A 24,826-nucleotide genomic window follows, 5' to 3' on the forward strand; every position below is an offset into this window, starting at 1 on the left:
AAAGTAGGAGTTAGCTTAACGGTTGCTCGTCATTATTGACCAATAAAGTGCTGACTCTTAAGCCAATTTAAATACTCTGGTACCGCTTGTTCGACCGTTTTAAATTCGGCGTGATAACCGGCGGCTCTTAGTTGGGTTAAATCAGCCTGAGTGTAACTCTGATAGGCACCTTTAAGCTTATCAGGGAAAGGAATGTACTCAATGTGTCCTTTACCATGATACGCAATCACAGCATTAGCAACATCATTGAAGCTTTGTGCTTGGCCAGTACCACAGTTATAAATGCCAGATACTGATGGATTCTGCCAGAGCCATAAATTAATCTTAACGACATCCTCGACAAACACAAAGTCACGAAGTTGCTGGCCATTGTCATAACCATCCACACCTTCAAATAAACGACATACACCATTATGATTAATTTGGTTATTAAAGTGGAAAGCCACACTGGCCATACCGCCTTTATGTTGCTCACGCGGACCATAGACATTGAAATAACGTAAACCAGCTACCTGGCTGGTAAGTTTTTGTTGTCTTACATACTGGTCGAATAAAAACTTGGAGTAAGCGTAGACATTCAGCGGCTTCTCGAGTTCACGTTGCTCAATAAACTTTTCGCTGCCGCCATATACCGAGGCCGAAGAAGCATAGATAAATTGACAGTTATTGGCTTGGCTATAATGTAATAAAGTTTTTGAATACTCGTAGTTGTTAGCCATCATAAACTTGCCATCCCACTCTGTGGTCGATGAGCAAGCACCTTGATGGAAGATTACTTCGAGTGCGTTATCAAAATCACCGGCTTGAATTTGCTTGATGAAATCATCTTTATCAAGATAGTCGGCGATTTCACAATCGGCTAAATTAAACATTTGGGTACCGTCGGTTAAATCGTCAACGGCAATAATGTCATTTCGTCCCATGGCATTAAGTTGTTTAACTAAATTACTACCAATAAACCCTGCTGCGCCTGTAACCACTATCATAATAATATTTCCAATATTTGTGCTCTAGATGAGCAGGCTGAACCTATTGCGATTAAGATAACTTATTCAAAAAATCTGCAATTTCTTGGGACACTTGATCAAAGTCAATTAGCGACATATTACGGCCAGTTTTCTTACCAATTGGCGGCGTATAAGTGAGTCGCTTACTCGGCTCGGTTAACGTTTGCCATCTAATATGTGGTGCTGATCGTCTACCGGCATAAAAACCGACAGTCGGTACATTATGTAAGCCGGCAATATGCAATGGGCCTGTTGAACCGGCAATAAACATGTCTGCGGCAACTAGCGATTCGGCAAAATCACGCAAACTGCTTAATGGTTTCGCTATTGAAACGCGTATAGGTTGATCTGCAAGTAACGCTTGAATATTTTGGGCTAAAACCAATTCATCGCCATTATAGGTTAAAACAAAATGACAAGCTGTTTGGGTAAGGCGGTTGATTTGGCTGATCATTTTTGCCAGATCGACTTCTGCAACACTGCCCGAAGAACCACCGGTACCTGGATGAATAAAAATCAGCTTTTCATCACCTTGTTGGCCATAATATTGCTGCCATTTAGGTTTATATTCACTCATATCCCAATACTGCTTCGGTAAACTTGGGATAGGATAACCATGATGGTGTAAAAAATGTTCTATCAACATACAGCTGCCACGCCAACAACCTTCACCTTTTTTGTAATCTGTGTTTGCTCGATGTTTATACAGATACTGATACCAATTATGTTTCGGCACTAGCTTGTATGGAATATCAATGTTTTTTAAGAGCTTATACATTCTCATTTCAGAATGTGCCACGATGACAGCATCGTAATTTTGCTTGGCAATATGTTCTGCGATAGCTTTGTCATCACCAGAATCAGCAATAGCATTATCAATATAGGGACATGCTTCGGCAAAAGGTGTAATTACTTTGGCAACAAATACGTCAATTGTCGCATCTGGAATGGCTTGTTTGAGTAGATAGAATGCAGGCCATGTCAGTACAAAATCGCCAATTTTATCGTGTTTGATGACTAAGATTTTTTTCATATTAGTGTCTGAAAGATAAAAATATTAACTTAATTCCATCAGATGATGGGGCTCATTATAGTGTAACTTTTAACGATTCTATTAACCATCATGATGATTGAGGTATAACGCTTCTGCCAAGTATATCAACTCAAGACCGTTTGTTCATCGTTTTGCATTAGGAATTGTATTGAGGGTGAGTAAATGCCGGTTGTTATTGTTAACTCATCTGGTGACAATGAAGAAGTTTTTTGACAACAAACTAAAGCGATAATATTAGTGATATACTCCCAAACCTCTCACTCTCAAAATAGTGAAATGTATGTGAGATACAGGACGCAAATAACCACTAATTTAATAACGGTTATTTCAAGCTTATTCAACGGATTACATCAAATGTCACTGGCAAAAGTAACCTAACTGAAGCATCGACCATTTTATTCAGCAGATATCATCACGACTGAGTATTATTGGGTTAATCGTCAGTAGTTGAACATGATTAAAATAGGTGTTTGGGTTATTAGTATATGAAATTTAAAGTTTTTCTAATAAATTTAGATAGCAGTACAGAACGATTTACCTTCATGGATGATCAACTCAAACAGTTAGGTATCGAATATCAACGTATTTCTGCCGTATATGGTAAGGATTTACACGCTACCGACATTAGCAAAGTATATGATCCGCAAACAAACCTTCAAAAGTACGATAAAAAACTGAATTTAGGTGAAATTGGTTGTTACCTCAGTCATGTGCAATGTTGGCAAATGATTATTGATCAGCAATTAGATTATGCCTTAATTCTCGAAGATGATTCTGTCTTAGATCCCGCATTGATGACTGTGATACAGCATATCGATAATTTATCTACAGATTGGGATTACATCAAACTGTGTCATGGGCGTAAGCAGAAAGGCATTGTACAATCGATAGCGCTTGATGATCGTTTTAGTTTATCGACGTGTTTGAAGCTGCCGTCTTCGACTCGCGGGCAGTGCGTGTCATTGGCTGGTGCTGAAAAATTATTAGCTACGGCCTATCCTATTGCACGTCCTGTGGATATTGATATTCAGTATTGGTATGAAAAACAATTACGCTGTTTTGTTGTTAGACCTTTCCCGGTGATCGCGACCGATTTAGACAGTGATATTAGCCGACAAGGGCGACGCAATAATGCTAAGCGTCATCATTTGTTGCGTATTTGGCAAAAAGTGAAATACGAGCTGGAATTGTTAAAATATAAACAACAATTGCCATCACTTCCGCGATTTAAAAGCTATAAATCATAGTGATTTTACAAGGTAAGTCATCTGAACGTTAGATAATTTACCGTCACAATTGTGTTTTATACTGCTAGCCTAATTGGTCTCATTCAATAGTCATTGATTACTACCGAGTGGGATGAGTAAATTTACTTTGCATCAGTATTTGAAATCACATGAAGGTTTTTATTGAAATGCTGAAACCGAAAGAATACTTAATGATTTTTCTTCATTTATTATTCTGAGTTCTTGTGAAGAGGGCTAGTGATTGCTTCGGGGACGATGTGAATTATTCATATCGTCCCCGTTGGCATTTATTTTGTTGTAGAAGGCTTATTTAGCCAAGGTGCTCGGGCATCTGTACCGCCATATAATTCAAATTTACGTCCCAACTTTTGGCCACCATCACGAGTTAATGGCTGCCAAGCAAGATTTCCGCGATTGGTCACTGGCGTAGGTAATATGGCATCAAACGGGATCGAGATATAAAATCCTTTGGTGAAACTGCCTTCACCGAATTGATCAGCAGATAAGTCTGTCTTAGAGGCGAATGCACCAACAATGACACCACTTTTAAATTGCTTAGAGAAATCAACGGTTACACCGCGATCTTCTGCCAAATATTGACCATAGCTGACTTTAAGAAGAACATCGTCGAACCAGTTTGGTTGATAATATACGCTAGCATGACCTGTGAATGTACCTGTTTGAGCACGGTAAAAACGTCCGGAGTCGGGATCAAAGTTGACTTCTTGGTCAAATAAACCAAAAAGGTTATCTGGGTCGCGCTGTTTAACGTAGTTTGCATCCACCCCAAACGCCCATTCGCTATTCATTGGTCTGTATAGTACTTCCCCACCAACACCACCGAACATCATTTCTAGATAGCCTACATAGGCTTGGGCATAGATATTTTCACTGAGTTTATCTAACCAAGTTAGTTGTAGGTTATCAACTCGAACTGGATTATCAGATACGTATTGTCGGACTAAAGTTCTGACACGTTTTAAGTCAGTACCATCTGGTGGTGTTTTATATTTAAATTGGTCGTAGTTATCAAACAAGTTAATATAAATAGAGCTACTTACTTCTATATTATCTGTTAACCAACGACCCGCAGATCCATTGATACCAAAGTTAAAAAGGTAAAAATTTTCAGAACCACCAAAAGATTGAGCAAGTTTTGGCGCAAAGCCATAATTCCATTGATCAGGAGTTTCCCAATCGGGTTTTTCAGAAGGTAGAGTGGGTTCGATTACTTTAGTGCTATCTTCAATGTTTGCATTAATGTAGTTATGCTGGACAGCATCTTTAAATTTATGAGCATCAATATCTGTTTCAGTTGTAGGTAAGCGTGCAGTATTTTCAATAATTTTGAAGGTCTTGGCGCTAGGGAACTGATTTACTAAAATACGCCCAGCCTGATTGTGTGCATATTTTCTGTCACGATATTTTGTTTGAGTTGCTACCACGGTGACTTCATCATTTTTGATGTAAATCTTGGCGCCTTTGTATCCGGCATCATAAGCCAGTTGTTTATTTAATTCTGGTAAATCAACTTTGCGATCGGCCATATCAGGTTTATCTTCAATAGCTTGCTTTGGTGTGTCGCGCCAGTTAGATTTTAAGGTATTAAAGTTAGTGGCTAAACTAAAGCCTAATGTCCAGGTATTACCCCGTTCATAACTTAGCTTAAAGTCGCCCCAGTTACTTACTTTATACAATAAGCCATAGTTTATTGGGCTACTTTGTTTCAGTTCATTACCAGTACGTAAAGCGGCAAAGTCAGACTTATAATCATTACCATCGTACTCAACCTTTATACGTAAAGGATCCCAAGGGGTTTGATATTCAACACCAGCAAAAACGGCACTACAGCCTTTAAACCAACGTTCAAAGTCAACATTACCACCTTTGCCTTTATAGCCGGTATTTCGGTCACAATCTACTGATGATGATTTGTTAGTACCGGTTAAATTACCGCGGTTGCCTATATAGCCCCACCCAAACCCAATAGTAGCATCGAACGGTCCAAACCCTTTGGTCATGGCAATATATTCGCTATCGAATAAGCCTGTACCGCCGATATCACGTACGCCGATAGACGTCTCAGGTATCCAATAGCTTTCTTCTAGTAAGCGCAGTTTTACGTCGATACCTTTATCGGTGTAATAGGTATCACCACTAAAGTTAGGATCATTGCTATAAAGTACATCGGGTACTTGAGTGTAGCGAATGGTGGTTTCTAACCAAGGGAAAAGCTGGATAGATAATGCACCGTGATAATAATCTTCGTTAAAGGTGGCGTTAACACTAAATTCACCTTCTGCGGCCATTCTACCTGTAGGCATTTGTATCAGACCGACACCGCCAAAGTCATATTGTGAAGGAGTAACTTTCTGTTTAGATAACTCATCACTTAGTGCTTTTTCGGATACAAGTACGCTGCTAAACATAAAAGGAATGACGAAAAGGTAACTAACATTCTGCTTGACATTGCTCATGGTTAACGTATCCAATATTTTAATAATTCAATCACTTGTTGATTTAATACTTGTTCACTTTCTTGAGCACCTCGAAATTCAAGGTAAATAATTGCCCCCGGCGCAATGTCAATATGGTGATTGTTCCAATAGGCAATAGGGTAATGTTCAACTTTTCCATCAGGTTGAATTAACCATGCAAAACTGTTATCTGAGTCATCTATTGGTAAAGCCCAATCGAGGTATTTTGTTGCATTTTGCCTAACTCGAAACGGTTGTTTGCCATTTTTCTCTACTGCCCCTAATACCATTACATATTCAGGTTTGGTTGGTAATGAGAATAAATAGTGTCCTGAAATAAGTGGATTGAGTTCTTCTTTAAGTCTTATTGAGTCAAAGTCCAAAATAATTGCTTCACGTTTTGCGAATTCATTAACTATTATCCAATCTGATAATGCTTTCATTGCTTGAATATTTTGTGGCTTATTTTTATTGGAATCTTGGTTACTCAGTAAATGTAAAACTTGTTCTTGCTGGTTTTCTACTGCCGTGGCCGTGGATAGGTCATAAAGTCCGGCAGATAACCAATAGATGGGTTGTGGCTGGATGTCATTTTGAGAAACTAATTTACTAATGTTTGCCAAACTGTCTTCAACAACTTGCACCAAGCGAACAGGTTGTGAATATTCAAGCGTTAATGTTTTAGTTGCTGATGCTGATTGTGTGACGGTAATTGTTGTTTCAGCGCTGACACTTTGAGCAAGAAAAATTAACAAAAGCGGTAGAAATTTAATAAACAGCGTCATTTTATATCCTCAAATGTATAAGGCTTTAACAGCGTGATATCAATATAAGGGAGATTAGGAGCAATTTTTTGGTTGCTTTTAAAGACCATGCCAGAAGTGGCATCAATCCAAAACTGATTATTGTATTCGATACCTAATTTGGGAATGAATACATGTTCATCAAACCTTTTCAATATCACGGGACTCTCATTGATGATAACGGTCTCATCAGCAATAAAGGTAAAGGTTGATTGCTGTTTGTAACTAAAATGGTAACCGGGTTGCCAATCAATAGTACTTTGCCATTGCATTGGTGTGCTGGTTAAATGAAGTCCTAATGAAATTGGATCGATTTGTTCGCTACTAAGAGTGACAAGGTTGCCATCAAACAAATTAACTGTCTTTAATAAGCGACCGTTGCGAGTAACCAGCATTGCAGCATCAGATGATACCCACTTTAATTCAGCATTTTTTTTTGAAAATGGCGTAGCAGGAATTGTTTGTGATGCTTCAGCAAAAGCAAGTAATACATAGGCTTGAGAAGACTTATTTACTCTGACGTAGATACTGGCATATGGACTACTTTCAATTTTGCTTGCTGAAATGACCGAATCAGACGGTCCTATGATACTTTCTTTAACCATATTAGCAATTTGGGATGAAGTGTTACTGCAACCAGATAAGGTGATCAAAGAGATAATAAATAGAGTTTTGCTATTTAAAATAAAAGACATACTAGCTCAATTCCTTAAGCTTGATAATATTTATGGAAAATAAAAAAAGCACATTAAAAATGTGCTTTTTTATTTTACTAACGACTTTAGTTTGTAACTGAAGTTGTAGTAGTACCTGTGCCAGTGCTCGTTGTTGTTGTACCCGTGCCAGTTCCAGTACCTGAGCCACTCTCAGAATTACTATCATTCACAGTCACAGCGACTACGCTAACAAGAACTCCTGTAGCAACTGCAATAGTACCTACAGTTACAGCACCTAGGCCACCAGCACCAGCACCAGCTCCAGCACCAGTACCAGTACCAGTACCAGTAGTTTCTTCAGCCGCTTGAGCTGAACTAATCATTAATAAAGCCGTTGTTAACGCTATAGCTAATTTTTTCATATTCAAAGTATTCCCGTAAAATATCCAAACAAACCTTTTGATAGATTAGCATACAATCAATTCACTTCCATATTAAATTCGATAAAATTGCTCAATAAATATTCAGTGATGTTCAGTGAATAATGTATTGGATCTTGTTTTTTGACAAAAAAGATTTAATTAATTGTTGATGACAAGTGTGTTGAGACATAATGTGCTGATAAAATCACTGAAAACTAACCACAATGGCATTATTATGCACAGAAGAGCTATTTATCCAGGTACCTTTGATCCTGTGACTAACGGTCATGCCGATTTAATTGAACGTGCAGCACGCTTATTCAAGCACGTGATTATTGGTATAGCATCAAACCCTTCTAAGCAACCTCGTTTCAGCCTCGAAGAGCGTGTCGCTCAAGTTAATTTGGTGACTGCACATTTAGATAATGTTGAAGTTGTTGGCTTTACTGGTCTATTAGTTGATTTTGCTAAAGAGCAACATGCTAGTGTCTTGGTGCGTGGATTACGAGCAGTATCTGATTTCGAATACGAGTTTCAGTTGGCAAATATGAATCGCCGTTTAAGCCCCGATCTTGAAAGTGTTTTTTTGACGCCAGCGGAAGAGAATTCATTTATTTCATCTACGTTAGTAAAGGAAGTTGCCTTGCATGGGGGGGACGTAAGCCAGTTTGTTCATCCACAGATCGCGGCGGCATTGAAACAGAAAGTGGCACAAATTCAAGCAGAAAATAAAGGTAAGTAGTCGTATGATAAAGGGATTTAGTTTAGCTAGTGTTACCGCCGCATTGGGGCTAAGCGCTATGATGGTTTACACCAGCGCTCAAGCTGCGCCATGGGTTGATACTTCAGATATCTATTTACGCGCAGATATCCAAGCTTTAGCCGATGCAGGTGTGATTAGTGCGCCGATTAATACGTTTCCATTGATGTGGGCGGGTATTGGAGCTGATCTTGCCAACGTTGAGCCTTCGATATTAACTCCTGACTTAGTGGACGCTTTCGCACGGGTTAACTTTTACTACCAGAATGCTGTGGGTAATCGTGGTAACACCAGTATCAAAGTGGCTGCTGCATCTGATGAGGCGCGCTTTCAACATTTTGGCTCTGATTATCGTGAACAGGGCCAATTACAAGGCTCACACGAATACACAGGTGAGCGTTTCGCTTATAAGATTTCCACCTCTGCAAATTATAACCCTTCGGACGACGAAGAAATCCGTTTAGATGATTCTTATATTGCTGTGGTGTTAGGCAATTGGATTGTCACTGCTGGCAGTGTTGGCCAGTGGTGGGGACCAGGATTTGACTCCTCGCTGCATAAATCGAACAATGCCAGACCCATGCCATCGTTGATGGTCAGCCGTAATAATTCACAAGCATTCGAAACGCCTTGGCTGTCATGGATTGGTGATTGGAGTTTAACTGGAGGTATTAGTGTTACAGAAAAAGAACGTTATGCTCCTCATGCTCTATTGTGGAACCTTCGCGGTGCCATTAAGCCATTCAAACAGTTAGAAATAGGCTTGTCTTGGACCACACAGTTTTGTGGTGAAGGCCAAGAGTGTAGCTTTAATACTGCTGTTAAATCTATTACTGGACAAAGAGATTGTCGAATAGACACTGAGTTATATGAAGGTTGCTCGAATTATGGTAATCAAATGGCTGGCTTTGATGTCCGTTATGCTGATGAGTGGTTCAATATCCCTGTAGGACTTTATTTGGAAAGAACCTGTGAAGATTCAACTGGTCAGCCATGGGAAATTGCTGATTGTGCTAAAATGGTTGGTATTGACACAAGGATTAACTTTAATAGCCAGCAGTATAAATTGTTCTTAGAATATACAAATACTTTGGTGTATTGCTTTGAAAGCGAAACGGATGCCAATTCGAACTGTTTTTACGAACATTCAACCTACCTAAGTGGTTCACGTTATTATGGTCGTGCTTTTGGTAGCACCTACGACAGCGATGCTAATGTTTATGTTTTAGGGTTAATAGGCCAATTTGATAATAGTCATGGTTTTACTACGCTACTACGCTATGCTCAGCTTAATAAAGACGGTGGAAACTTTGATAGTGAATGGGCGCCGCAACCATTAAAAGAAGATATTATGATGCTCGAGTTGTCATATCGCTTGCCGGCGTTTAACGGTATGTTGACCTTAGGCGGCAGTGTGGCAAATTCCAAATTTGAAGTGCAAGCCAATGATAGTCAAGGGACTATTTTTTCAACTTACGAATATAAGTTTTAAGCGTTATGGTTGATTAACCGAGTTGAGGTTGATGATATAAGGGAGCCGAATGGCTCCCTTTTTTATTGGTTAATGCTAGGCGCAGTGGCTAGACATTTACCGTTGCTGGCATAAACCACAAAATACTGTAGTACGCTGACCGAGTTTTATCTCGCTTAATAAGTTGCCACAGCTGGTACATGTTTCGCCGCCGCGACCATAAACATGCAACTTTTGCGCAAAATATCCTGGCTTACCATCTGCATTAATGAAATCTTTCAATGTTGTTCCACCTTGCTCAATAGCATGAGCCAAAATCTGTTTAACTTCCGCCACAAGAATGGTTAACCTTTCTAGGTCAATACTCCCAGCGGCAGCTTGTGGATGGATCCCTGCTGCAAATAGTGCTTCATTAGCATAAATATTACCTGCTCCCACTACGATATGATTATCCATTAGGCATAACTTAATGGCTTTTTTCTTGCCAGCCAGTGCAGCTTGCAATTGTAATGGTGTGAAATGCGGGCTTAATGGTTCTGGACCAAGCTTTGATAGCAATGGATGAGCCTCTTCTGGTAATTCGTACCATAGCCAGGCGCCAAAGCGTCGCGGGTCGTTAAATCGCAACATACGACCATTATCGAGGATTAAATCAATATGGTCGTGCTTTTCTACCGGGGTGTTACGCGGCAAAATACGTAAACTACCGGACATACCTAAATGAACTATGGTGATGCCCGCATCAGTGTCGATTAATAGATATTTGGCGCGGCGACGAACATTATTAATCCGTTGGCCGACAATATTTTGTGCCACGTCCGGCACTGGCCAGCGTAATGATCCATTACGGACAATGAGCTCACTGACAGTTTGGTCTATGAGATAAGGACTGATCCCAAGGCGGGTTACTTCAACTTCCGGTAATTCAGGCATAAAAACTCTTATTTTGATTGAGAAGGAACGGCAAGAATAGGCTGTAAATCGGCGCGTAAACTGGGTGGTACTTGATACCAATTTTGGTTAGACGATTGTAATAGACCTTCATTTGGAAAATAACGCCATTGTTGTGCTGTGTGAACATGATTAATCGCGATCGTGAGCATCTGCTCTGCAAGGCTATGCTCTGGTTCGGTTTTTAATGGTGACACACTAATGTTTTGCCATGATTGGGCCCATTGCTGACAATTGAGTACTTGCTGGTGGCATTGCCATTGACCATCTTGTTGACTTAGCCATATATCATCGAGGTGTAATTGCTTTAAAGGCATTTGCGAGTCAAATAAAGCCACAGCATCAGCGGGAACGCTAGCCGTTTTATCATTGATGAAAGACAGTACGGCAATCATAAATACACTGGCCCCAATAATAATATAGTTCCAACTTTTACGAGAAAGCGCCATAGTCATTACCTTTAATCGGATGATGTTATTTATCTTAAGGCAGCATTGTGCCCTGTTGATTTTTGAGTGTATCACCCAGGAGATAAAAAACGAATCGGCTCAGGAGTCATCCGTAAGTTAATCTTTGTTGTAGTATTGATACGGTTGCGGATAGGGTTTTAGATTAACGATGAGCAATGAATTATCTGCTTTACTGTATTCCCCGATAGTCATTACACTAATATCATGACGTCATGATATTAGTGTAATGACTATCGGGGACGTGTTTAGTTTCAGTTACAATAAATCGGCAAATGGCTGAATAAATACAGATCCACCAGTGGGTATGGTGTCATGGTCATCGCCAATGACGATAAGGCAATTGGCATTGACCATCGAACTGAGCATGCCTGAACCTTGCGCCCCCGTTGTACTGACATGAATTTTGCCATCAGGCCCAAGAGTATAAATACCGCGTAAAAACTCTGTGCGACCTGTTTTGCTTCGCAGTGGTTGGCTGGCAATGGCGGGAATAAATTGCGGTAGCCAGTTTGCTTCGCCTGCCATTTTACGAATAGCCGGCTGCACAAATTGTAGAAAAGCCACCATTACAGCCACTGGGTTACCCGGTAAGCCAAAAAAGAGACTTTGATTAATATTACCCACCGCAAGCGGTCTTCCTGGGCGCATATTAATCCGCCAAAAATGGGTATTGCCCACATTCGCGAGAGCCATTTTAATGTAATCGGCATTACCCACGGATACGCCGCCAGAACTGATCACAATATCTGCTTTGGTTCCGGCATCAATGAGGGTATTGGTCAGTGTCTGCTCGTTGTCATCTATGATACCGAGATCGATGACCTGACAGCCAAGCTTTTTCGCCATAGATAAAATCGTGTAGCGATTAGCGTCATAAATGCAGTTAGCTTTTAGTTGATCGCCGGGCTGACTTACTTCATCACCGGTAGAAAATACCGCCACAATCGGGCGTTTAAATACCGGTAATCTATGGAAACCGAGTGAGGCCATTAATCCCAGTTCTGCAGCGCCTAATCTTGTACCAGCAGCTAAAGCGACTTGACCTTGAGCTATATCCTCACCAGCAAGGCGAACATGTTGGCCTTTGATAATCTTGTCTGTTTCAAGCAGTATTAATTTTTGATTTTGCTCATTTGCCAGTTCGATTGCCTGAATCGTATCGGCGCCTTGTGGCACGGTAGCTCCAGTCATAATGCGCACTGCTTCACCGTCTTGTAAAATATTAGGATAGTGATGTCCTGCTAACACTTCAGCGACAACTTTGAGGGGGGCGTTAGCTATGCTATTAAAGGCAAATGCGTAACCGTCCATTGCGGAGTTCGTTTGCTGCGGCACATTGATTTCAGAAATAATATCTTGTGCTAACACATGGTTATCGATATCAATCAGGTCAACGACTTCGGGGTGATTCGTTGGTGTAATTTGTGCCAACACTGCAGCTACACCTTGCGATACACTAATACCGTTTTTATTGTTTGCGGTGTCGTCTATTTTCGCCGCTTTACTGGCATCAACCGGTAAATTGATGACTGTAGCTTGCCAGTTTTGTTGGTAGTGCTGAACAAAATCAGCAATTTGTGCCACATTGTTTAAATCTAAACGAGTTAAAGATGCAGGGACAGTCGTCTCATCACAGCAGGCGATAGCGACAATATTGTCATCATGGATATGGATCAATGGCTTATTATGTGCTGCACGATGTAGTTCAATTTTAGGTAATGCTAACTTTTTAAAGCCCTCTACCAAAACAATATCCACTTTATCGACTTCAATTTGACGCAATAAGTGTTGTAACTGGGGATCATCATCGAGCGGATCTTCGGTCATTAACGCCCAACGCATATTCGACGCCACTAAGACTTGTTTTGCTCCTGCTTTACGCATTTCGAAACTGTCTTTACCTGGAATATCGACATCAAAATTATGGTGAGCATGTTTTATGACTGCCAAACGTAAACCACGCTGATTCAATAACGGAATAAGTTGTTTCAGTAAGGTGGTTTTCCCAGTGCCGCTGTATGCACAAAAACCTAAAACGGGGATCGGCAATGGATTGGTAAATAATGCTGTCATGAAGTACCTCTACTGAAATTACTTGGCAATTTGCTTTGCTAACTGATGTTTTTGTTCTGGTGTATTGATGTTAACGAATGCATTGGGTTGGTCGGCAAAACTTTCTACTGCCACTTTATGTTGCTTGTACCACAAATCAATTTTGCGCTCTCCCGCATCCAAGAAAGCCTGCATCGATGTCACTAGATGAGGTTTTAATAGTAATACTACGGGTTGTTCATACTCACCATCACTGGCCACAGCAAGGTCGGCCTGCTGTTGCTCTAAAGCCGCTAATAACCTTACGACTAAGTCATCAGGTAACATTGGGCAATCACAAGGCACGACCAGAAGATAATCTGCTTCAGTTTGCTTTAATGCGGTGACCATTCCAGCAAGCGGCCCTAGATAACCACTATCTTGGTCGCTAAAGACTTTGTAACCCCATTGTTCATACTGCTCTTGATTACGGTTAGCATTAATCATAATGCCATCGACTTGGCTTTTTAGCTTATCAATTGTATGGCAAATCATGGCTTGGCCATTAAGACTCACTAGGCCTTTGTCATTGCCACCCATGCGCCTAGCCATGCCGCCAGCTAAAATTACTGCGTCAATTTGTGGTGCCATAATGTAATTCCGTTGTATTAGCCTGATGCACTTCTTCTACTGTAGGAACATGCATGCTGGTATGAATGGTATGTTGTTTGATGTGCCAATATTGATGACATAACGCCGTCAGGCCACAGGTTTGATGGCTACTGATTAATAGTCCTGTGCCATCTTGTTTTAATTGATTAATCATCGCAAGCACTAAACTCTGCGAGTGTTTATCCATATTCGAAATCGGTTCATCGAGCATTAATAGTTTTGGTTGAGCGATCCAGGCTCTTGCGATGGCAAGGCGTTGTCGCTCTCCGCCAGATAAATCGCTGGCATGGTGGTTAAGCAAGTCAGTTAATTGAGACATATGAATCGCTTGGCTAATGCGTTTTTTTCGTTGTTCTGACGATAACGACCGTTGAGCTAAGGCATAAGTTAAGTTGTATTTGACAGACCCCTCAAACAGGTAAGGATGCTGATGCAAATAGACTGCTTTACCTAAAAGCGACTGAGTTCGCCACCAAGGTGTGGGCACAAAGCCATGACTCTCAATTTGGCCCTTAGTAGGGGACTGTAATCCAGCAAGTAACTTCATCAAGGTTGATTTACCTGAGCCATTATCACCTTGCAGATAAATGACATCACCCTGACTAAAGCTAAGTCTATCAGCACAAAATAACATCTTTTGATTAAATTTAATCATGACATCTTTAGCTTCAATACTGACTGGGTATTTAACAGTGTTATTCGCTAACGACATTTTAATGGCTCCTTGGGACGGCTTTGCCTCGCAATGAACCCAAAATGAAATTTAACACTAAGGCTAATATGAGTAACACCAGTCCTAAGGCAATTGCTTGGGCAAAATCGCCTTTGCTCGTTTCGAGGGCGATAGCCGTAGGGATATTACGAGTGACATTCATAATATTGCCACCGACCATCATAGAGCAACCCACTTCAGTTAAAATTCGACTGAAACCAGCGATAATAGCGAGTAAGAGTGGCACCCGTAATTCTCGGCATAAAGTCCACACTGCGCGTAACCAGGATGCTCCTAAGGTTCGTGATGTTTCCCAAGCTCGACGATCGACACTCGAAAATGCTGCTTGTGATAATGCTATCAATACCGGGGCGCAAATTAGCATTTGACCTAGAATCATGCCTTTTTGAGTAAATAGCCACTTTAAATCACCTAAAGCGCCATTACGGGTCAGCAATAAATAGACTAATAAACCGATTACAACAGTAGGAATGGATTGTAAAGTTTGCACTAAGTTAGTGACAATCCAACGACCTCTAAAGTGGCTAAAAGCAAGGATAAAACCTAAAATAATAGAGGGAATAATCGTGATCAATAGTGCAGCAAAAGACACTGAAAAAGAAATATTAATAATGGCCCAAACATGAGGGTCAAAAGAGAGCAGCAAGCTAAATGCTTGCTGCAATAGTACTAACCAGCCATCACTCATTTTTTATAGGTTGCCTTAAACAATTGCTCTCCTTGCACTTTATAATTGTTAATCATAGTTTGTGTTGCAGGACTAATAAACCAATCGCTCAATGCTCTGGCACCCTTATGATTTAAGTCTGGGTATTTTGCTGGGTTAATTAACATGATCTGATAAGGGTTAGCTAATTTATCGCCACCTTCAAAGCTAATATTGAGATCAAGTTTAGCTTTATAAGCAATATACGTTCCACGATCGGTTAATGTATAAGCTTGTAATTCATCCGCCATTAATAACGTTTTACCCATGCCTTGGCCTACAGAGGTATAACCTGCAAAGTCTGGTGTAATGCCGGCATCTTTCCAAATGATTAATTCTTTCATGTGGGTACCAGAGTTATCACCGCGAGAAACAAATTTACTGTTACTTTGGGCAATTTTACTGAAGGCTTCAGTGACTAATTTGCTAGACTTTACTGCCGCAGGATCATTTTTAGGTCCTAATACCACGAAATCATTTTCCATAATGCCGCGCGGTTCAATACCATCGCCATCGGCGATAAATTTCGCTTCAGCATCTGGGGCGTGAGTCATCACAACGTCAACATCTCCTTGGCTGGCAAGTTTTAATGCTTTACCTGTTCCCGTTGCAATAACTTGAACAGTATAACCTGATTCAGCTTCAAACTTAGGTAACAGTGCCCCCAGTAGGCCTGAGTTTTCAGTACTGGTTGTGGTTGCTAACTTAATCACTTCATTTGCCAGTGCAGTAGGGCTAAACATCGCTCCACTAAGTACCGATGCTGCTATCAGAATACTAATGCTTGCTTTGAGTTTTAACATTGCCGCTCCTTGATATATTAATCGTTATGATATTCATATTTTTGGTCTGTTGATCTTTGATGATCAAAATTTTTAAACGTAAACCGTGTCGCACCTTGTATCAAAATCGCAGTGCAAGTTATGACGCCTAGCCTTCTAAGCGAATAATTTGCAACAAAGACTTTTACTTGCAAAGGCGTCTCACGCTTAAGTGGAACCTTTCGGGCAGCACTTGTAGCCACTTTCTATTACTTGACCGCTTGTTCATGTAGAATGATCACACGCTATAAGCTTCGCCTCGGAGAAATGGCTATAAACTGCATAAAAATTCATCTCGAAAGATCAACAAGCCCTAACTAAAAAATTAAATGCATTAGGAAATAACTAATTCCCAACGTAATAAGCAAGTTAAATGCCAAAGTACTTTAATGCAAATACTGTTCACGCATAAAATCGAAACTGTGAACTTGCTCCCAAGCTATGGTTATTTATATTAGACAAATTGTCCCATGATCACCTTTCTATGGTTCATAGTGACCAAGTGATTTGAATTCAGTGATACAGTATTACAAAGCTTGCCAAAGCGTCCATATAAGAGTCCATTTATGAGTCCAAATGAACATGCCAACCCAGTAGCAAAGACCACAATGTCAGTACTCATTGTTGATGATGAACCCGGTATGCGCAGTTTTTTGATGAAAGCCTTGGCTAAAAAGTTTGCCTTGGTTGAAACCGCTTCTTCAATTGCCCAAGCTGAAGAGTTACGCAGTCATGGTCATTTCGATTTATTGATTGTGGATATTCGCTTGCCTGATAGATCGGGTATTGAATGGCATGAAGCGCTTAATGATCCCGAGCACCAATCCGATATTATTTTTATGACTGGTTACGCCGATATGGATGTGGCAATCAAAGCATTACGTGCCGGTGCGTGTGACTTTATTATGAAACCGTTTCATTTAGAGCAGATGATCACTGCCGTTGATCGTTGTATCGAAAAACGTTTGCTTAAGCGTGAGAATTTTATGCTAAAGCGTGAATTATCGCACGGTCAATCATCGACTATTATCGGTAACAGTGAAGCTATTCGCGATGTTAAAGAAGTGATTGAACGCATCGCCCCGACGAACGCTGTGGTGTTAATTGAAGGCGAGTCTGGTACGGGTAAAGAGCTGGTGGCCAGACAGCTACATCTGCTTAGCGGCCGAAGTGGTGCATTTGTGCCGGTGAACTGCGGTGCAATAGCCCCAGATCTGTTGGCCAGTGAGTTGTTTGGCCATACTGCAGGCGCATTTACAGGGGCCAAAGGTAATCGTGAAGGCTTATTTAGTTATGCTTCGGGTGGCACAATATTCTTGGATGAAATTGGCGAAATGCCAATGAATATGCAAACGGCATTATTAAGAGTGCTTGAACAGCGTGCGATTCGTCCAGTTGGAAGCGAAAAAGAAGTGGATATTAATGTGCGCGTTATCGCGGCAACTAATCGTTTATTAATCGATGAGGTTGAGGCGGGACGTTTTAGGCGCGACCTATTTTACCGTTTGAATGTATTAAATATTGTTATTCCATCTTTGCGATCTCGCCCCGATGATGTTGCTGAACTTACCCATTATTTTACCTTACAATTGTCACAAGAATTGGGTATTAAAGACGTTATTTGGAGCCACGAAGATCTGCAAGTGCTGCAGCAACATGATTGGCCTGGCAACATTCGCGAGCTACGTAATATGATTGAACGGTGTATTTTATTAGGCAAACCCCCTGCTGAATATTGGAAAAAACCTGCGTCAGTTATGGTCAACGATGCCAAGGGTTACCCGCTTAATTGGCCATTGAAAGAAGTTGAAAAACAACATGTCACAAAGGTTGTTGATAATCATAACGGCAATAAATCTGCGGCTGCCCGCGATTTAGGTGTGTCGCGAAAAACATTAGATCGAAAATTTAAAGATTGGTTGAATCACGCCGAAGAAGGTCACGAGGACACATAAACGTGGCGAATTCGAAGGGTTTTTTTACACGAGTTTTCGGTATTAGTTGGCAGCAAATGCAAGCCAAAGTACGTTATCGGATCTTATTTCTGACATCTCTGCCTATTGTATTAACCCTGGTTAGCTTAGTTTTTATAACCATATATTGGAATGTAATATACACAGGCAAACAATTGTTTATGAAGGTAAAGGCTGATTTAGTTGTCGCTAATAGTACCTTGATGCAGGTGCAGGAACGCCAACAAGACAGTTTAGAATCGATCAGTAAATCATGGGATTTTCAACATGCATTTAGGTTACTACAACACAGTCAGCAGCAAGCTGATCCCAAGGTTATTAGTGCGCTAAATATACTATTAGAACAGCAGCAAAAAGCATCAGGATTAGACTTTCTAAGGTTAATTCGTGTCGCAGATGCTGCCGCGGATCCCGACTTACGTTTGATGTTGCACCAAACTCAACAGAAGGCTTTTTCTGGTTTGATGGTGCTGTCAGCTAAACGTCTCGAAAGAATTAATTTAAGTCTAGCAACCCAAGCTAACATTAGCTTAATTCCCACATTACATGCCAAACAGCCTCTACAAAATATCGAAACACGTGGTTTATTAAGCCGAACCTTATTACCGATAGCCGACCAGTCGGGTAATGTATTTTGGTATTTAGATGGTGGTATGTTGTTTAACCGCAATACTGCCATCGTCGATAATATTCGTGACTTAGTGTACGGCAAAGGCACATTACCAGAACGCTCAATCGGTACCGTGACCCTTTTTCTGGATAATATTCGGATTAGTACTAATGTGCCGATGGAGCAATTTCCCAAAGACCCGAATAAACCCAATAGAGCATTAGGTACGCTGGTGTCTAATGAAGTGTATCAACAAGTACTGGTTGAAGGGCAAACATGGATAAATCGTGCCTTTGTTCTCAATGATTGGTACATCTCTGGTTATTTACCTTTACAGGATGTGCGTGGTAAACGGATTGGGATGGTTTATGTGGGCTTTTCTGAGTCTCCTTTTCTGCATAATTATTTACTCAATATTATCGAGCTCGGTACCATTTTAGTGTTTGTGTTATTGATTTCAGGTTTTCTAGTGTACCGGGGAGCAAACAGCTTATTACAGCCAATTGAGTATATTCACCAAGTGGTTACTGCGGTGCAATCTGGGCGCAATATCAGGATCGGTAAATTAGACATCAATGGTGATAATGAACTGGCACATTTAGCCGAACAATTTGACAATATGTTGGATCAATTACAGCGACGTAATGCCCAAATTCAATCTGCTGCAGAGCAACTTGAAATTAAAGTTGAGCAGCGTACTCGTAGCTTGCAAGATAAAACGGAGGAGCTCGAGCGTAATGTGGCGTTATTGCATGCGACCAGACAACAGTTGGTCACCAATGAAAAACTTACCGCATTAGGAGAGCTCATCGCAGGTATCGCCCATGAAATTAATAATCCTACCGCGGTAATTTTGGGTAATATGGAGCTGTTAAAATATGAACTTGGTGATAATGCTGCCGTAGTCGAAGAAGAAATCGAGTTAGTGCTCCAGCAAGTGGGCCGGATCACTACAATTATACGAAGCCTACTGCAATACAGCCGTCCAGGTGAGTTCAATGCCCCCATAACATCGCAACCAGTGACGCAAATTGTTGAAGAGATGCTGTTGTTAGCCCGCCATTCCATTGAACAACAAGAGGTCACACTGATCAAAGATTTCACTGCCACAGGTGATGTTGAAGTCAATCGTCCCCAGCTGTTACAAGTACTGATTAACTTAATGGTTAATGCCGCTCATGCGATTGAAAACAAAGGCCGAATTTGGCTACGAACATATGACTGGCTAGAAGATGGCAAAACGATTGGCGTTAAAATTGAAGTTGAAGACGAGGGCGTGGGGATTAATAAAGAAGATTTGAGTCGTATTTTTGACCCATTTTATACCACACGTAAAGATGGTACCGGTTTAGGCCTCTCGTTGAGCTATGGGATCATTAAACGGCTTGGTGGTACGATTGAAGTGAATTCGACAGTAGGTAAGGGCACCATATTTACCATTGGTCTTTACCACAAGGCAAAAGATGATCAGCAACTTGGGCCTTATGAAGGCTTACATTTTGGTGAAAAAGCACAATAAGAAAACAGCTAAAAAAAAGCCGGATGATGAATCCGGCCACAAAGAGTGTATGAGCAATGTCGTGCTTGCGAACTCTGAAAAGTGATTAAAGGTGATGAAGTCTTTAATCACTAAACCGAGTTTTGGAACGCGAGTTAATAATAATCATTCTCATTAGTGTTTGCAAGCATTTAAGATAATATATCGCATCTTTACATTCAATTGAGCACATAAAATAATAAGCTATTGTTTTTATTAAAAATGTTTATGCTTTATTACTTGTATGTAAATCTATTTTGTAAAATAAAACAGTTTGGCGCTTATTCTGGTATTAGAGGTTGGTGTTAGTCTGATTGTTATTGTTCACGCTTAGATGAACGTTACTGGAACGCGAGGCGCATCTAGCGATTAATGTGCTAATGATAATCTGTGGAATATTGTTTAGAACAACAATACTGTCATCGTATTTGATAAAAACTGAGCATATTAAATAAGTAAAGCATCGGCGGCACTGTAATTGAGCTGACGATGCTTTTTTGCTTATTCACCTATCCTAACAACGATTACTTTGATGCATGAATAATAATGTCGTCATCAGCCGAGATGTCATTTAATAAAATTTTATCTTGTAGTACCTTCAATAACACCCCATAAGCCGGTAAAAACAATCCTAAGCTCACGATCAATTTAAAGGCGTAATCAACGCTAGCAATTTCTGGCCAATGTGTGGCCATAAATACATCACTGGAAGCATAAAACGCGATACTGAAAAACACTAAGGTATCGACTAAGTTACCCACTAATGTTGATGCTGCGGGGGCAACCCACCAAGCTTTGGCCTGACGTAATTTAGCAAATACAGTGATGTCCATTAGCTGGCCAATCAAGTACGCCACAAAGCTGGCAAAGGCGATGCGAAACACAAAGCTGTTCCACTCGATTAATGCACCAAATGCTTGTAATTGACCTTGGTGAAACAATACCCCGACTAAATACGACACCACAAGTGACGGTATCATGGCTTTAAGAATAATGCCTCTAGCAGCTTGTTGGCCAAAAATTCTTACGGTTAGGTCGGTGGCGAGATAGACAAATGGAAAGCTAAATGCACCCCAAGTGGTGTGGTAGCTAAACAGCTGAAATGGTAGCTGAACAAGATAGTTGCTTGCGCAAATAATTAAGATATGGAAACTGACTAATAGCATCAGTGCTCGGCGATATTTCGCCTGGGTTAACGTCAACATATAGTGGCCTTTTTAATTGGGTTAGCGCGGGGTGAGGGAACCCGCTATTAATTAGTTAACAGTATTTACTGGTGTTAACGAGACTATATAGCCTGAGTTAAGCCGATAAGTTAATACCTGTTATAGAGAATATTATCATTATAGTTTATTGGTCGTGTTTGCTGATAAATACACCACTTAATTAACCTTTTTAAGCGCATTCATGGCGGTCAGCAATCATGGGGGCGGGATAATAGCATGGGTTTTGTACAAGCGAAAGGCCTAGTCATGGCGAGCAAGCATCGTTGGAGTCAGCTTAGGAATATTAAAAATCGATTAATATAGACAATACTGTCGCTAATTTGTTTTCCAGCTCTTGCCACTCAGCTTCAGGATTTGACCCCGCAACAATACCTGCTCCGGCAAACAAGTTGATTCTTCTGGGTTCAATTAAAGCGCTGCGGATTGCAACAGAAAACTCTGATTCATGGTGATTTAAATAACCACAAGCTCCAGCATACCAACCTCTAGCGTAACCTTCTCGCTGGCGAATAAAGTTTAATGCCGCCTCGCGAGGTAAACCTCCTACTGCAGGAGTAGGATGCAGCGCCCGTAATAATTCAAAATCACTAATGCCTGGTTTTAACTGTGCTCGAATAGCGCGATGTAAATGTTGAATATGATCAAGCTTAAATATTTTAGGCTGCTCGTCGGCGCCCACATACTGACTTAATGGTGTGAGTACATTGACAATATGCTCTCTGACTAACTGATTCTCATGGCTATTTTTAATATCATCTAATAGCGCTTGAGCCAGTAATGCATCCTCATCTGGATTAAGTCCTCGCACTGTTGTTCCGGCTAATGCTTCGGTAAACAGTTCCTGTTGGCGGCGTAAATATAACCGTTCGGGTGAACAAGATATAAATGCGCGTTCAGGGCTAAATTGAAAGCCAAATTGAAAGCTATTTGGATTACGCCCTTGCCAACAGGCTAAAACAGTCCAAGGGTCAATATGGTCATTTACATCAATTTGGCTGTGGCGTGATAAGACGACTTTGGGGGTCGATTTGATAAAATTAGCTTGGGTGACCTGTTCAACTAATTCCTTCCAACGGGCAAAATTAGGTAAATCACTTCGACCTATTAACATGAGTTTATTCGGTGGTGACAAGGGAGCAGGTTTTTGCACCATTGCGATAGTATCAAGTGCAGCTTGGATTTCGTCTTCAGCGTTTCCATTCTCAAAATTAAGGTTTACTAATATCCTAACCTTATGACCGCTTCGGCGTAATTCTATTCTAGGTAATATAAAGTGTGCACGGCCAAATTCAGGCCAACATTCTACCGTGCGATCGAACGCTAAACCGCCGTAATAGCGAATGTCTAGGTGATTGGTTTTGTTACGTTGTTGCTGATAGATTTGCGCTAAGGCATTGTCGTCGACTTGGTCGGCAAAATAAAATGCCTTACATGAACCTATAGCGGCGACATCTTCATTTCTATCACGGCCATGCCAATAAATTTTAGGGTATACGGTTTGGGCACTTAACCAAGAGATTAATGGCAATGCTGGAGCATCGACTGACAGTTGCACTATAGGGTCACAGATCGGTATGCTGCGAAGTTGTTCGAGCTTAGAGATCAACTCGCTAAATTGTGGTGAAAAAAAGTGACCTTTCAATCTGTGCCTCTCGTATATCAACATAAGCGTTAACGTTAATAAACAGATGAAAAAGTGTCAATTAGCAAGATTAAAGTGTGTGATCTGAATTGCTAATATAGCCATGAGATTTTGGTAATGCGTTTGTTAGGTAACCATGTTAAAGAATTCAGCTATTGGCTAGTGTTATTGGATCGTTATAGAATGAAAAAGCAATGTCGAACATCTCGTTGAGTCATTGTTAAAGTGCCATCGATATTTGTGTGATGATCTGAAGTAAAAATTAGCTGAATTGAGTAAAGTAGTTCAAAATATAACTAGAAATTGCAAGTCAGATTTCGTTTTTTAGTTTCGTCTCCCGGAGTAATTTGTACAATGAATGATTCTGCCGAATCAAGCAATGTCATTAAAGTCCCTATCGATAAACTTGCTTTAGGCATGTTTGTTATCGCAATAGATCATCAGAACGGTAAAGTAGCCATCCGTAATCCCGGACAAATTAAATACCGTGATGCAATTGTCAAACTTAAAGCCAACAATATTGCATTGGTGTGGGTTGATATTGAACGCTCTTCAGACACCTGTGGATTAAAAAAAGCAGAAAGAGCAAGCTCTGCTAGCAGCCTATTAATGCGTAAAGCGACGGTCACTCGAGATGGGCAGCGAGGGCAAGCTAAAAAGTTACTTGCTGAAGCCAAGGGGCTTATCAAAAAAGTAATGTCTGAAACCTTCGAAGGTAAAGCTATCGAAGTGGGTCAATTTGAAGATGTTGCTGATAAAATGATTGAGTCGGTTATGGATGATGCCGACGCATTTAAGTGTATCTCAGCACTGCGTAGCAAAGATGCTTACTTACTTGAACACTCTATCAATGTTGCCTTTTTGCTCGTCACCTTTGGCAAGCACCTTAAGCTTGACCGCGAATTGCTTAAGCAAATGGCGGTTGGGGGGATTTTACATGATATCGGCAAAATTAAAGTTGATAACGAAATATTACACAAACCAGGTAAGCTGACCCCAGAAGAATTTGAACACATGAAATTGCATCAATTTTATGCAATTGAAATCATGAATGAAACAACAGGGCTGTCACAAGTGAGTAAAGATGTGTGCTTAATGCATCATGAAAAGCTTGATGGCCGCGGTTATCCTAATGGCCTCAAAGATGAGCAACTTCCTCAGCATGGGCGAATGAGTTGTATTGTAGATATTTTCGATGCGTTAACTGCTGCTCGTTGTTACAAAGAAGCCATGAGCCCCGCGGCAGCATTTAAAATATTGATAAGCTTGACACCATTTCATCTTGATCAAAAACTGGTATATGAGTTCATCCGCTGCGTGGGTATTTACCCTGTCGGTTCATTAGTACAGCTATCGGACCTGCGTGTAGGAATTGTATGGGATGCTAAAGGTCGCGATGCCTTGCATCCTATCGTTAAGTGCTTTTATTCAATCAAGCATAAGCACTATACCGAAGTGACTATGGTGGATTTACTTAAATCTGAGTTAAATATTGAGCGAGGCGTATCGCCAAGTATGCTCGATGTCGATCCTAGCCCTTTTTACTAAATGCCAGTA

At 40.7% G+C, this 24,826-nt stretch carries 21 protein-coding genes; 6 read left to right on the forward strand and 15 right to left on the reverse strand.

Going from position 1 to position 24,826, the window contains the following annotated elements:
• Positions 1 to 32 precede the first annotated feature (32 nt).
• The gene (gene rfaD / locus H5114_RS13095; protein WP_182723163.1) at positions 33 to 986 is read right to left on the reverse strand and encodes an ADP-glyceromanno-heptose 6-epimerase; all 954 of its coding nucleotides are present in this window, start codon (positions 984 to 986) and stop codon (positions 33 to 35) included.
• A gap of 52 nt (positions 987 to 1,038) precedes the next feature.
• Entirely contained in the window at positions 1,039 to 2,040 is a 1,002-nt protein-coding gene (locus tag H5114_RS13100; protein ID WP_182698228.1) for a glycosyltransferase family 9 protein, read from the reverse strand.
• Between the two features lie 506 nt (positions 2,041 to 2,546).
• Here H5114_RS13100 and H5114_RS13105 point away from each other — a divergent pair.
• A complete protein-coding gene (locus H5114_RS13105) occupies positions 2,547 to 3,308 on the forward strand; it encodes a glycosyltransferase family 25 protein (protein ID WP_182698229.1) in 762 nt (253 codons plus the stop codon).
• A gap of 287 nt (positions 3,309 to 3,595) precedes the next feature.
• Here the strand turns inward: H5114_RS13105 and H5114_RS13110 are convergent, their stop codons facing one another.
• The 4 genes from H5114_RS13110 to H5114_RS13125 all read right to left on the reverse strand — a co-directional run bounded on the left by H5114_RS13110 (position 3,596) and on the right by H5114_RS13125 (position 7,666).
• The gene (locus H5114_RS13110; RefSeq protein WP_182723164.1) at positions 3,596 to 5,785 is read right to left on the reverse strand and encodes a YjbH domain-containing protein; all 2,190 of its coding nucleotides are present in this window, start codon (positions 5,783 to 5,785) and stop codon (positions 3,596 to 3,598) included.
• Positions 5,786 to 5,787: 2 nt separating this feature from the next.
• Positions 5,788 to 6,570, reverse strand: a complete 783-nt coding sequence (locus tag H5114_RS13115) for a capsule biosynthesis GfcC family protein (protein WP_182723165.1) — start codon at positions 6,568 to 6,570, stop codon at positions 5,788 to 5,790.
• Positions 6,567 to 7,283 carry a YjbF family lipoprotein gene (locus tag H5114_RS13120; RefSeq protein WP_182723166.1) on the reverse strand — a complete coding sequence of 239 codons (717 nt, stop codon included), beginning with the start codon at positions 7,281 to 7,283 and terminating at the stop codon, positions 6,567 to 6,569. Before H5114_RS13120 ends, H5114_RS13115 begins: the two co-directional genes overlap by 4 nt.
• A gap of 86 nt (positions 7,284 to 7,369) precedes the next feature.
• The gene (locus tag H5114_RS13125) at positions 7,370 to 7,666 is read right to left on the reverse strand and encodes a hypothetical protein (protein ID WP_182723167.1); all 297 of its coding nucleotides are present in this window, start codon (positions 7,664 to 7,666) and stop codon (positions 7,370 to 7,372) included.
• A gap of 235 nt (positions 7,667 to 7,901) precedes the next feature.
• Here H5114_RS13125 and coaD point away from each other — a divergent pair, with 235 nt between their 5' ends.
• A complete protein-coding gene (coaD, locus tag H5114_RS13130; RefSeq protein ID WP_101088596.1) occupies positions 7,902 to 8,408 on the forward strand; it encodes a pantetheine-phosphate adenylyltransferase in 507 nt (168 codons plus the stop codon).
• Between the two features lie 4 nt (positions 8,409 to 8,412).
• Positions 8,413 to 9,918 carry a capsule assembly Wzi family protein gene (locus tag H5114_RS13135; protein ID WP_182723168.1) on the forward strand — a complete coding sequence of 502 codons (1,506 nt, stop codon included), beginning with the start codon at positions 8,413 to 8,415 and terminating at the stop codon, positions 9,916 to 9,918.
• A gap of 96 nt (positions 9,919 to 10,014) precedes the next feature.
• Here H5114_RS13135 and mutM read toward each other — a convergent pair whose 3' ends face one another.
• The 7 genes from mutM to H5114_RS13170 form a co-directional block, all read right to left on the reverse strand.
• The gene (gene mutM, locus H5114_RS13140) at positions 10,015 to 10,830 is read right to left on the reverse strand and encodes a bifunctional DNA-formamidopyrimidine glycosylase/DNA-(apurinic or apyrimidinic site) lyase (RefSeq protein WP_182698235.1); all 816 of its coding nucleotides are present in this window, start codon (positions 10,828 to 10,830) and stop codon (positions 10,015 to 10,017) included.
• 8 nt (positions 10,831 to 10,838) lie between these two features.
• Positions 10,839 to 11,297 carry a hypothetical protein gene (locus H5114_RS13145; RefSeq protein WP_182723169.1) on the reverse strand — a complete coding sequence of 153 codons (459 nt, stop codon included), beginning with the start codon at positions 11,295 to 11,297 and terminating at the stop codon, positions 10,839 to 10,841.
• A 276-nt stretch (positions 11,298 to 11,573) separates the two neighbouring features.
• Positions 11,574 to 13,391 carry a bifunctional molybdopterin-guanine dinucleotide biosynthesis adaptor protein MobB/molybdopterin molybdotransferase MoeA gene (locus H5114_RS13150; protein ID WP_182698237.1) on the reverse strand — a complete coding sequence of 606 codons (1,818 nt, stop codon included), beginning with the start codon at positions 13,389 to 13,391 and terminating at the stop codon, positions 11,574 to 11,576.
• A gap of 18 nt (positions 13,392 to 13,409) precedes the next feature.
• A complete protein-coding gene (gene mobA / locus H5114_RS13155; protein WP_182698238.1) occupies positions 13,410 to 14,000 on the reverse strand; it encodes a molybdenum cofactor guanylyltransferase MobA in 591 nt (196 codons plus the stop codon).
• Positions 13,984 to 14,676, reverse strand: coding sequence for an energy-coupling factor ABC transporter ATP-binding protein (locus tag H5114_RS13160; protein ID WP_404948352.1), 693 nt, complete (start codon positions 14,674 to 14,676; stop codon positions 13,984 to 13,986). The genes mobA and H5114_RS13160 overlap by 17 nt, the downstream gene beginning before the upstream one ends.
• Before the next feature lie 58 nt (positions 14,677 to 14,734).
• Positions 14,735 to 15,442: an ABC transporter permease gene (locus H5114_RS13165; RefSeq protein WP_124016707.1), complete on the reverse strand. Its 708-nt coding sequence runs from the start codon at positions 15,440 to 15,442 to the stop codon at positions 14,735 to 14,737.
• Positions 15,439 to 16,203 carry a substrate-binding domain-containing protein gene (locus H5114_RS13170; protein WP_371697349.1) on the reverse strand — a complete coding sequence of 255 codons (765 nt, stop codon included), beginning with the start codon at positions 16,201 to 16,203 and terminating at the stop codon, positions 15,439 to 15,441. Before H5114_RS13170 ends, H5114_RS13165 begins: the two co-directional genes overlap by 4 nt.
• Positions 16,204 to 16,847: 644 nt before the next feature.
• Between H5114_RS13170 and H5114_RS13175 the strand changes: the two genes are divergently transcribed.
• Together H5114_RS13175 and H5114_RS13180 are read left to right on the forward strand one after the other, a co-directional pair.
• Complete coding sequence (locus tag H5114_RS13175; protein ID WP_182723171.1) at positions 16,848 to 18,236, forward strand: sigma-54 dependent transcriptional regulator; 1,389 nt, start codon at positions 16,848 to 16,850, stop codon at positions 18,234 to 18,236.
• Positions 18,237 to 18,292: 56 nt separating this feature from the next.
• Positions 18,293 to 20,383 (forward strand): HAMP domain-containing sensor histidine kinase, encoded by a 2,091-nt coding sequence (locus tag H5114_RS13180; RefSeq protein WP_182723226.1) that lies wholly within the window; start codon positions 18,293 to 18,295, stop codon positions 20,381 to 20,383.
• Between the two features lie 542 nt (positions 20,384 to 20,925).
• On the opposite strand, the gene H5114_RS13185 is transcribed toward H5114_RS13180, so the two are convergent.
• Positions 20,926 to 21,606 carry a 7-cyano-7-deazaguanine/7-aminomethyl-7-deazaguanine transporter gene (locus H5114_RS13185; protein ID WP_182698242.1) on the reverse strand — a complete coding sequence of 227 codons (681 nt, stop codon included), beginning with the start codon at positions 21,604 to 21,606 and terminating at the stop codon, positions 20,926 to 20,928.
• A gap of 304 nt (positions 21,607 to 21,910) precedes the next feature.
• A complete protein-coding gene (locus H5114_RS13190) occupies positions 21,911 to 23,269 on the reverse strand; it encodes an isochorismate synthase MenF (RefSeq protein ID WP_404948349.1) in 1,359 nt (452 codons plus the stop codon).
• 354 nt (positions 23,270 to 23,623) lie between these two features.
• Between H5114_RS13190 and H5114_RS13195 the strand changes: the two genes are divergently transcribed.
• Complete coding sequence (locus tag H5114_RS13195) at positions 23,624 to 24,817, forward strand: HD-GYP domain-containing protein (RefSeq protein ID WP_182723173.1); 1,194 nt, start codon at positions 23,624 to 23,626, stop codon at positions 24,815 to 24,817.
• Positions 24,818 to 24,826 lie beyond the last annotated feature (9 nt).

This window comes from Shewanella sp. SR43-8 (assembly GCF_014163775.1).
In the GTDB taxonomy this organism is placed as follows: Bacteria; Pseudomonadota; Gammaproteobacteria; order Enterobacterales; family Shewanellaceae; genus Shewanella; species Shewanella vesiculosa.